This window comes from Pseudomonas sp. LS_2, from assembly GCF_042709235.1.
Classification (GTDB): Bacteria; Pseudomonadota; Gammaproteobacteria; order Pseudomonadales; family Pseudomonadaceae; genus Aquipseudomonas.
This window is the reverse complement of record NZ_JAVAYC010000052.1, coordinates 1-11,918: the sequence shown is the minus strand read 5'-3', so window position 1 is coordinate 11,918 and position 11,918 is coordinate 1. Positions and strand designations below refer to the sequence as shown.

General features: G+C 67.9%; 2 protein-coding genes. Both read left to right on the top strand.

The genetic code is table 11. From position 1 onward, the window contains the following. Positions 1-6,489: amino acid adenylation domain-containing protein (locus tag RAC97_RS24230; RefSeq protein ID WP_375102160.1), on the top strand; the 6,489-nt coding region annotated here is incomplete at its 5' end. Then, a partial coding sequence (locus RAC97_RS24225; protein WP_375102159.1) for an amino acid adenylation domain-containing protein occupies positions 6,486-11,918 on the top strand: 5,433 nt, incomplete at its 3' end. The genes RAC97_RS24230 and RAC97_RS24225, both read left to right, overlap by 4 nt.

The following is an 11,918-nucleotide window of genomic DNA, read 5'->3' as shown; positions in this document are numbered from 1 at the left end:
CAGCTGGAAGTCGGCACCCTGTTCAACGCCAGCAACCTGCTCACCCTCGCCCAGGCGCTGGAGCACCCAGCCGCGCCTACCGTGCCCCCAGAACCCGCAGAGCCGCACAGCTTGCCTGCGCAGCAGCTCGAACTCGTCGCCCGTCATGTCGACGGCGGCAAGGCCAACCTACAAACGGCCTATCCATTGAGCCCCTTGCAGGAAGGCCTGCTGTTCCAGCACCTGCTGCAACCTGCGGACGACGCCTACCTGCTGCGCGCCACCCTCGCCTTCGACAGTCACGAGCGTCTGCAAGCCTTCGTCGATGCCTTCGACCGAGTGATCGCACGCCACGATATCCTGCGCAGCGCAGTGCTGTGGGAAGGGCTCGACACCCCGCTGCAAGCGGTATGGCGAACGGCCAGGCTGCCGGTGACCCGGCTCGCCGACGGGCAGCCCTTTACCGAGCAGGCGCTGGATATTCGCCGCGCCCCGCTGGCGCAAGCCTTCGTGCGCTTCGACGACGCCCAAGGCCAATGGCAACTGCAACTGGTCCACCATCACCTGGCCATCGACCACGCCACCCTTGGCCTGCTGTTCGCCGAAGTACGCGCCTTGATGCTCGACGCCCACGCGTCACTGCCCGCCAGCGTGCCCTTCCAGCCCTTCGTGGCCCAGGCTCGCGACCCACGCCGCCAGGCCCGTGCCGAAGCCTACTTCCAGCGGCTGCTGGGTGATGTCGACGAACCGACCCTGCCTTATGGTCTGCAAGACACCCAGGGCAGCGGGCGGGAAAACCGCGAAGCGCAATTGCCCCTTGCCCCAGCGCTGGCCCTGCGTTTGCGCCAGGCAGCCAAGACCCAGGGCGTTGGGGTCGCCAGCCTGTTCCACCTGGCCTGGGCGATGCTGCTCGGCAAGGTCAGCGGTCGCGACGACCTGGTGTTCGGCACTGTGCTGTATGGGCGCTTCAGCGCTGGCCAACAGGTCGAACAGGCCCTGGGGATGTTCATCAACACCCTGCCACTGCGGGTCAACCTCGACGCACCGCTGTATGCCACATTGCAACAGGTGCATACCCGTCTGGTCGAGCTGCTGCCCCACGAGCAAGCCCCCCTGGCCCTGGCCCAGCGCTGTAGCGCCCTGTCGGCCCAGGCCCCGTTGTTCACGGCACTGCTGAACTTCCGCCACAGCCAGGCACAAACGTCGGCCAGCCCGGCGTTCGACCTGCCTGGCACCCAGGTGCTGGCCAGCGAGGAGCGCAGCAACTACCCCTTCTGCCTGTCGGTCGATGACCTAGGCGAGGGCTTCGCCCTGACTGCGCAGGTTCACCGCTCGGTGGATATCGAGTCGGTCATGGCGCACATGGTCCAAGCCCTGGACGTGCTGGTACAGGCACTACATGACGCGCCAACGACCCTGGCCTGCACCCTCGACACCCTGCCAGCTGCCGTGCGCGAGCAAGTGCTGGAACGCTTCAACGCCACCGAGCGGGCCCACCCGCGGGATACACTGCTGCACCAGCCCTTCGAACAGCAGGCCGCCCGGCACCCCGATGCCATCGCGGCCTACATCGGCGACCACACGGCGCTCAGCTATGGCCAACTCAACCACCAGGCCAACCGCCTGGCACACGCCCTGCTGGCTACCGGGCTACAGCCGGATGAGCGGGTGGCGATATGCCTGGAACGTGGGCCGCACATGCTGGTGGCCTTGCTGGCCATCCTCAAGGCCGGCGCCGCCTACGTACCGCTGGACCCCACCTACCCCGCAGCGCGCCTGCGGCACATGCTCGAAGACAGTGCCCCGCGCCTGGTCCTGAGCAGCCAGGCCCTGCGCGAACGCCTGCCGACCAACGAGCGAATCCTGCGCTGGGAGCTGGACGCACCCAGCCTGCAAGCGCGCCTGAGCGACCAACCCGGGCACAACCCCGCAGTCACCGGGCTGCACGCCGCGCACCTGGCCTACGTGATCTACACCTCAGGCTCCACAGGCCTGCCCAAGGGCGTGATGATCGAGCACCGCAACGCCTGCAACCTGCTGCACTGGGCGTTGCACAGCTACTCAGCCGATGAACTGCGCCACAGCCTGTTCGCCACCTCGATCAACTTCGACCTGGCGGTGTTCGAGTTCTTCGTCCCGCTGGCTGCCGGGACCACCCTGCACCTGGTCGACAACGCCCTGGCCCTGGTGGCCCAACCCCACGCCGTATCGCTGGTCAACAGCGTGCCCTCGGCAGTAGAGGAACTGGCCAGGGTCGGCGCCATTGCGCCCAGCACCCAGGTCATCAACCTGGCGGGCGAACCGCTCAAGGCCCGGCTGGTGGAGCAACTGTTCGCCCGCAGCGCTACGCAGCGAGTCTGCAACCTCTACGGGCCGACGGAAACCACCACCTACTCCACCTGGCTGTCGATGGCACGTCAGGACGGCTACCGACCGGGTATCGGCCGCCCCCTGGACAACACTCGGGTGTACCTGCTCGACCGCCATCGCCAACCGGTACCGGTGGGCGTGGCCGGGGAAATCCATATTGGCGGCGCCGGCGTGGCGCGCGGCTACCTGAACCGCCCAGAACTGAGCGCCGAACGCTTCCTGCCCGATCCCTTCGTCGCCTCGCCCGAGGCGCGCCTGTACCGCACCGGCGACCTGGGCCGCTGGCAGGCCGACGGGCACCTGGAGTACCTGGGACGCAACGACTTCCAGGTCAAGGTACGCGGCTTCCGCATCGAGCTGGGCGAGATAGAAGCCCAGTTGCTCGACCTGCCAGGCTTGCGCGAAGCCGTGGTGCTGGCCCAGCCAGGCCCAGCTGGCGAGCCGCGCCTGGTCGCCTACGTGGTGCCCGATGCCCCAGGCGAACCGGCACCAAGCCTACTCGAGGTACGTGCCCACCTGCAAAGCCGCCTGCCGGAATACATGCTGCCCAGCGCCTGCGTAGCCCTGGACAACCTCCCGCTGACCCCCAACGGCAAGCTTGATCGCCACGCCTTGCCGTTGCCCAGCGCAACCGCCAGCGGCACCAAGCCAGCGCCGCAAGGCGATACCGAGCGTCGCCTGGCGGCGATCTGGAGCCAACTGCTGCGCGAGCCAGACATCGGCCGCGACGATGACTTCTTCAGCCTGGGCGGGCACTCGCTGCTGGCCGTGCAGTTGCTCGAACAACTGCGCCGCAACGGCTGGGACCTGGATATTCGCAGCGTCTTCGAACGCCCCACACTGGCCACCCTGGCGCAGCGCCTGGATGCCTTGGGCACGACGCCGGAAGCCCAGGCCAACGTATCGCGCATTCCCACCCCTTGCATGCGCGTCACTACGACCATGCTCGACCTGGTCGAACTGACCCAGGCCCAGCTCGACCGCATCGCTGCCCACGTACCGGGAGGCGCGGCCAACATCCAGGACATCTACCCCCTGGCGCCCTTGCAGCAGGGCATGCTCTACCACCACCGCGCACAAAGCGCAGGCGACCGCTATGTGCTGCGCAGCCTGCTGGCCTTCACCGACCAGGCCCGCTTGCAAGGTTTCTGCCGTGCGCTGGAACAGGTCATCACCCGGCATGACGCCCTGCGCACCCTGGTGCTGTGGGAGGGGCTGGACGAGCCGGTGCAGGTGGTGCTGCGCAACGTGGCCTTCGCGCCCCGCCACCTATCGCTGGCGGGCGATGACATTGCCGCTCAACTGCAGGCCAGCGCAGCCCCAGGCCAGTACCGTCTTGACCTGCGCCAGGCGCCTTTGATCGAAGCACGGGCGGCGTTCGATGCCGCCAACGACCGCTGGTTGCTGTTGCTGCTGCACCACCATGTGGTGGTCGACCATACCTCGCTGGAGCTGATGATCGAGGAGATCGCGCTGATCGAAGGCGCACGCCAGGCAGAACTGCCGCCGCCTACCAGCATGCGCGCCCTGGTGGCCCAGGCCCGGCAACCGCAGGTGGTGAGCGCCGCCCACGCCTTCTTCAGCGCGCAATTGGGCGATGTGGAAGAACCTACCTTGCCCTATGGCCTGGAGGTGGACACCGACCCACGCTGGCAAGCTCGGGAACACCAGCAACCACTGCCCGGCGCACTGGCGCGTCGCATACGCCAGCAAGCCACGGCCCACGGCGTCAGTGCCGCCAGCCTCTGCCACCTGGCCTGGGCAATGGTGCTCAGCCGGCTCGGCGGACGCGACGACGTGGTGTTCGGCACGGTGTTGTTTGGCCGCCTGCAGGCGGGCAGCAATGCCGATCGCACCGTGGGCCTGTTCATCAACACCTTGCCGCTGCGGGTACGTCTGCACGGCGATGCGGCGCAGGTGCTGGCACGCGTGCAGCAGGCCCTGAACGGCTTGCTCAGCCACGAGCAGACACCCCTGGCGCTGGCCCAGCGTTGCAGCGCCGTGCCTGCCGGCAGCCCACTGTTCAGCGCCCTGTTCAACTACCGCTACAGCCATGCCGGCCAGGCAAACGTTCAACAGGCCGTGCCAGGCATGCGCCTGCTGCACAGCGAAGAACGCACGCACTACCCCTTCAACCTGGCTGTAGACGACCTGGACGAAGGCTTCCAGCTGACCGCTCAGACCCACCCTGCCTACGCCCCCGCACGCGTTGTCGGCTATATGCAGCAAGCCTTGGCTTCGCTGGTGCAAGCACTGGAGCAGGCCTGCGACAACAGCGTGCTGCAACTGCCGGTGCTACCTGCCGAGGAAGAGGCGCAACTGGACAGCCTCAACCCCGCACGCCTGGCCCCAGCGCCAGGCGCCACCTTGCAACAGCGCTTCGCCGAACAGGCTGCACGCAGCCCTGACGCCCTCGCCGTCATCGACGAGCACCAGGCCTTGAGCTTCCGCCAGCTCAACGAACAGGCCAACCGCCTGGCCCATCACCTGCTGGCCATGGGTATCCAGCGCGGCCAGCGCATCGCGGTCTGCCTGGAGCGCGAGGTGCACCTGGCGGTCGCCCTGCTGGCGGTATGGAAGGCTGGCTGTGCCTACGTGCCGCTGGACCCTGACTACCCGCCGACACGCCTGGCCTATACCCTCGACGACAGCACCCCGGCAGCCTTGCTGACCCAGGAGCACCTGCGCGAGCGCCTGCCTGCGTTCGACCACGGCCCGGTGCTCAGCCTCGACGCCCCGCCCGGCCCGCTTACCACCTGGCACCAGGCCTGTGCGGACAACCCCGACGGCGCGGCATTGGGCCAGCAGCCCAGCGACCTCGCCTACCTGATCTACACCTCAGGCTCCACCGGGCAGCCCAAGGGCGTGATGGTCGAGCACCGCTCGGTGCTCAACCTGTGGGCCGGCTTGCAACAGCGCCTGCACGACCTGTCACCCGGCACACGCTGCTCGCTCAATGCCTCGGTGGCCTTCGACGCCTCGGTCCAGCAGCTGTGCCAGTGGCTGAGCGGCCACTGCCTGGTGATGGTGCCCAAGCGCGTGCGCCTGGATGCCAGCGCCCTGCTCGATTACTTGAACACCCAGCAGGTCGGGCTGTTCGACTGTACCCCCAGCCAGTTGCAGGCCGTGCTGCGCTACCGCCAGGCGAGCGCGCCAGGCATGCCTTTGCCTGCACGTATCCTGCTGGGCGGCGAAGCCGTGCCGGACGAGCTCTGGGCGCAGTTGGCCAGCGAGCGCGAGGTGCGCGTACTGAACGTCTACGGCCCCACCGAATGCACGGTCGATACCACCAGCGCCTGGCTCCACCAGCACGCGACCCCGAGCCTCGGCCAACCGCTGCCCAACACCCAGGTGCAGGTACTCGACAGCCACGGGCGGCGCACGCCGCTGGGGGTGACCGGGGAAATCCACATCGGTGGCCTGGGCCTTGCCCGGGGCTATTGGCAGCGCGAGGCGCTGACCCAGGAGCGTTTTGTCCCCGACCCATTCAGCGACGCACCCAGTGCCCGTTTGTACCGCACCGGCGACCTCGGCCGCTGGGAGCTGGACGGTAGCCTCAGCTACCTGGGCCGCAGCGACTTCCAGGTGAAGGTGCATGGCCACCGCATCGAGCTAGGTGAAATCGAAAGCCACCTGCAAGCCTTGCCCGGTGTACGCCAGGCCGTGGTGGTCGGCCGCCTCGACGCCCATGGCGTGGCACGCCTGGTCGCCTACCTGCAAGGCGAGGCGCCGCCAACGCCCAGCCAGGCCCGCGCCGCACTGGGTAGACAACTGCCCGACTACATGCTGCCCAGCGCCTACGTACAGTTGGCCAGCCTGCCACTGAGCGCCAGCGGCAAGCTCGACCGCAACGCCCTGCCCGAACCCGACGCCACGGCCTACGTGCAAAGCCATTACGAAGCCCCGCAAGGCGAGGTGGAAACCACCCTCGCCGCGCTGTGGTGCGAGTTGCTGAATGTCGAGCGGGTCAGCCGACACGACAACTTCTTTGCCCTGGGTGGGCACTCGCTGATCGCCATGACCCTGGTCGAACGCATGCGCCAACACAGCCTGCGGGTCGACATCGCCCAATTGTTCACCGCCCCAACCCTTGCCGGCCTGGCCGCGGCTACTACCCGTTTGAAGGAGATGCTCCTGTGACTGCAGCTGAACTGCTGGTACTGCTGGAACAACGTGGTATTACCCTGTCGCTGCGTGGCGACCAACTGTCGGTCGTGGCCGACGACCAGGCCCTGGCCGACCAGGAATTGATCGCACTGCTGCGCAGCAACAAGCAGGCCTTGATCGACGCGCTGCGCCAGCCCGCCGAGCAACGCCCCGAGGCCTGCGGCCTGGCCCTGGGCACCACACACATCACCCCGGCCATGCTCGACCTGTGCACGCTCAGCGAGGCCCAGGTGGCCAGCATCGTCGCCCAGGTGCCCGGCGGCGCCGCGAACATCCAGGACATCTACCCGCTGGTGCCGTTGCAGGCGGGCATCCTGTTCCACCACCTGCTCCAGCAGCGTGGCGACACCTACCTGCTGCACGTGATGCTGGCCTTCGACGACGAAGCGGGCGTGCAGCGCTTCATTGACGCACTCAACCAGGCCATCGCCCGCCATGACATTCTTCGCACGGCGCTGGCCTGGGAGGGTCTTGAAGAGCCCGTGCAAGTGGTATGGCGCCAAGCACCGTTGCGACTGGAGCGCTTCACTGTCGAGCACGGCGATGTCGAAACCGCCCTGCGCGAGCATGCCGACCCTCGCCAACAACGCCTGGACCTGCGCCAGGCCCCGCTGATGCGTGCGGTGGCCGCAGCCGACCCGGGCAACGACCGCTGGCTGGTGCAACTGCTGCACCACCATGCCGTGATGGATCACACCTCGCTGGAACGCCTGGTACGCGAGGTGGCGGCGATCCAGCAAGGTCGCCTGGGCGAGCTGCAAGCGCCGCAACCGTTCCGTGACTTCGTGGTGCGTGCCCGCAAGGGCCTGAGCCAAGAGCAACATGCGGCGTTCTTCAGCGAGATGCTCGGCGATATCGACGAACCCACAGCCCCTTGCGGCCTGCTCGACATACGCGGCGACGGCACTCAGGTAGACACCCTGGATGCCCCTTTGCCGACCGACCTGAGCCTGCGTATCCGCCAGTTCTCACGCACGCTTGGAGTCAGCGCCGCCAGCCTGTTCCACCTGGCTTGGGCCCTGGTGCTGGGCAAGACCTGTGGCCGCGACGACGTGGTGTTCGGCACCGTGATGTTCGGCCGCCTGCAAGGCAACGGCGATGCTGCCACCGCCATGGGCCTGTTCATCAATACCTTGCCGCTGCGGGTGCGCCTGGCACTGCCGGTGGACCAGGCACTGCGCGAAACCCATGCGCTGCTCAGCCGGCTGATCCGCCACGAGCACGCGCCCCTGGGCCTGGCCCAACGATGCAGCGCGCTGCCCAGCGGTACGCCGCTGTTCTCGGCGCTGCTCAACTACCGCCACAGCGCCGCCGCCGAACACGCACCAACGCTCGACGGCATGCGCGTGCTTGGCGGCGAGGAGCGCACCAACTACCCGTTCAACCTGTCGGTGGATGACCTCGGCGAAGGCTTCTCGCTGAGCCTGCAAGTGGACGCCCAGGTCGGCACGGCACCGGTGCTCGGCTGGCTCGACACCGCCCTGCGCAACCTGCTCGATGCCCTGGAGCGACGTCCGCATACCCTGGCCTGCCAGCTTTCGGTGTTGCCCGAGGCCGAACAGCGACGTCTGCGCCGCTTCAATGCCACCGAACGTGCGCTGCCCGAGCAGGGCCTGCTGCACCTGGCGCTTGAACGCCGGGCCGCCCAGCAGCCACAGGCGATCGCCGCACGCTTCGAGGCCGCGGACGGCGCGCCGCCTCTGACCTATGAACAGCTCAACAGCCAGGCCAACCAACTGGCGCACCGCCTGCTGCAGGCCGGGGTCACACCCGACAGCCGCGTGGCGATCTGCCTGGAGCGCGGCCCGCGCCTGCTGGTAGCGCTACTGGGCATCCTCAAGGCCGGCGCCGCCTACGTACCGCTGGACCCCACCTACCCACGCGAACGTCTGTCGCACATGCTCGAAGACAGCACCCCGCATGTGCTGCTGACGCTGACCGCACTACAGGCCCAGGTCACGCCACCGCCTAGCTGCCAACCGATCTACCTGGACAACGCCGAAACCCAGGCGCAGCTGGCCGAGCAGCCGTGCCACAACCCCGACCCGACGCAGTTGGGCCTGAGCGGCACGCACCTGGCCTACGTGATCTACACATCCGGCTCCACAGGCTTGCCCAAGGGCGTGATGATCGAGCACCGCAATGCCTGCAACCTGCTGAACTGGGCGCTGCACGCATTCGACAGCAGCACCTTGCAGCACAGCCTGTTCGCCACCTCGATCAACTTCGACCTGGCAGTGTTCGAGTTCTTCGTGCCGCTGGCCGCGGGCGCCACCTTGCACGTGGCCAGCAATGCCCTGGCGCTGCTCGAGCAGCCAGTGCCAGTGACGCTGATCAACAGCGTACCGTCGGCGCTGGATGCGCTGGTCGCAGCCCAGGCGATCCCGTCTTCCACCCAGGTGGTCAACCTGGCGGGCGAGCCGCTCAAGCAGGCCTTGGTCGAACAGATATTCGCCAACAGCGCGGTACAGCGCCTGTGCAACCTGTATGGCCCGAGCGAAACCACCACCTACTCGACCTGGGTGTCGATGGACCGCGAGCAGGGCTTCGTGCCGGGCATCGGCCGACCGCTGGACAACACCCAGGTGTATATCCTCGATGCCCAGCAGCAACTGGCGCCCTTGGGCGTGGTGGGCGAGCTCTACATCGGTGGTGCCGGGGTCGCGCGTGGCTACCTGAATCGCCCGGACCTGACCCGCGAGCGCTTCCTCGACGACCCGTTCGCCAGCGCACCGGGGGCGAAGATGTACCGCACCGGCGACCTGGGCCGCTGGACCGCCGACGGCGAACTCCTCTACGTAGGCCGTAACGACTTCCAGGTGAAGGTGCGCGGCTTCCGTATCGAGCTGGGCGAGATCGAAACGGCCCTGGCCCAGGTGCCAGGAGTGCAGCACGCCGTGGTAGTCGCTCGCCAGGACCTGGCCCCGGACCCGCGGCTGGTGGCCTACTGGGTCGCCCAGCCCGACATGCCGGTCAGTGAAGCGCAACTGCGCGATGCCGTGGCCGCACGCCTGCCCGAGTACATGCAGCCCAGCGCCTACGTGGCCCTGCCAGCCCTGCCCCTGACCCCCAACGGCAAGCTCGACCGCAGCGCCCTGCCCGCGCCCGAGCAAGGCGAAGCTGGGCATGTCGAGCCGCCCCAAGGCGCGCTGGAAACCCGTCTGGCGGCCATTTGGAGCAGCCTGCTGGGGCTGCCCCAGGTCGGTCGCGATAGCCATTTCTTCCAGGCCGGCGGCCATTCGCTGCTGGCGGTACAGCTGATTTCCCAGCTGCGCCAGCAGTTGCACGTCGAACTGCCATTGGCCGCAGTGTTCGACCACCCGACCCTGCAGCGCCAGGCACTGGCGATCGAAGCCCTGGGCACCTCGGGGCAGCACGCTGCGGCGCCGATCACTGCCCTGCCGAGGCCAGCACGCTTGCCGCTGTCGTTCGCCCAGCAGCGCCTGTGGTTCATCGCCCACCTCGACCCCAACGCCAGCGCCGCCTACCACATGGCCGGCGGCTTGCACTTGCGCGGCGAATTGGACACGAAGGCCTTGCGCGCCGCATTGTCGCGCATCGTCGAACGTCACGAAGCCTTGCGCACCCGCTTCGTCGCCGAAGGCGGTGAGCCGCTGCAAATCATCGATCCCGCGCAGCCATTCGCGCTGCCCGAGGAAGACCTGCAAGGCCACTCCCCGGCGAGCATCCAGGCCCGCTGCGCCGCCGAGGCCCAGGCACCTTTCGACCTGGCACGCGGGCCGCTGCTGCGCGCACGCCTGCTGCGCCTGGGTGAGCAGGAGCATGTGTTGCTGGTGACCTTGCACCACATCATCGGCGATGCCTGGTCGCTGGGCGTGCTGACCCATGAGCTGAGCACGTTGTACCGCGCCTTCACCCAAGGCCAGGCCGACCCGCTGCCAGCGCTGGCGGTGCAGTATGCCGACTACGCCCTGTGGCAACGCGCGCCGCGCCAGGCACGCCGGTTCGAACAGCAACTGGCGTACTGGCGCGATCAGCTCGAAGACGCCCCCACGCTGCTGAACCTCGCCCTGGACCGCCCCCGCCCGACACAGCAGGACTTCACCGGCGCCAGCCTCGAGGTCAGCCTGGACCCAGTCCTGGCCCAGGCCATCAGGCAACTGGGCGAACGCCACGGCTGCACCCTGTTCATGACCCTGCTGGCCGCCTGGTCGGTGGTGCTGGCACGCTTGTCCGGCCAGCAGGACGTGGTGATCGGCTCGGTGCAGGCCAACCGCACCCAGGCTGAAATCGAGCCGCTGATCGGCTTTTTCGTCAACACCCAGGCGTTGCGCATGCGCCTGGACCAAGCGCCTCAGGTCAGCCAATTGCTGGCCCAGGTACGGCGCACCGCGCTCGATGCCCAGGCCCACCAGGCGGTGGCGTTCGAACACCTGGTCGAAGCCTTGAACCCCCCTCGCTCGCTGGCCCACAGCCCGATTTTCCAAGTGCTGTTCGCCTGGCAGAACGCACCGCAAGCGCGCCTGGAACTGGGCAGACTGGCATTGCAGCCGCTGGATACCCGCGAAGACAGCGCCAAGTTCGACCTTACCCTGAACCTGCACGAACGCGACGGCACGGTCGCAGGTCGGCTGACCTATGCCACGGCACTGTTCGACCGCAGCACCGTGCAGCGGCATTGGCAGGCGCTGTGCGCCACCCTCCAGGCCATGGTCGCCGATGACCAGGCCAGCCTCACCGAACTGTCGGTACTTGGCGCCGCCGAACGCGAGCAGGTGCTGCATGCGTTCAATGCCACTTCCCGCGACTACCCGGCGCACGAGCCGCTGCACACGCTGTTCGAGGCGCAGGCAAGGCGCCGCCCCGAGGCCAAGGCAATAGAGGATGGCCAACACTCGCTGAGCTATCGCCAGCTCGACCAGCATGCCGAACGCCTCGCCGGCTGGCTGGCCGAGCGCGGCGTCCGCCCCGGCGACTGCGTGGCGCTGTGCCTGGAGCGCGGCCTGCGGTTGGTCACGGCGATCCTGGCGATCCTGAAGAATGGCGCGACCTATGTGCCGATCGACACCGCCACTCCGCTAGAGCGGCGACACGCCCTGCTGCACGACTGCGCCAGCGCCTGGCTGCTCGGCGAAACGCCGTATGCTCATGCCCTGCCGCCAAGCGTTCAGTACCTGGACCTGGCCGCCTGGGAAAGCACTGCACCCGCTACGCCGCGTGCACCTGTCCCGGCGGCTGCCGACGCGCCCGCCTACGTGATGTACACCTCCGGCTCCACCGGCACCCCCAAGGGCGTGCAAGTGCCGCACCGGGCCATCGTGCGCCTGGTGATCAACAACGGCTTTGCCGACTTCAATGCCCAGGACCGCATCGCCCTCGCCGCCAACCCAGCCTTTGACGCCAGTACCCTGGAAATCTGGGGTGCCTTGCTCAACGGTGGC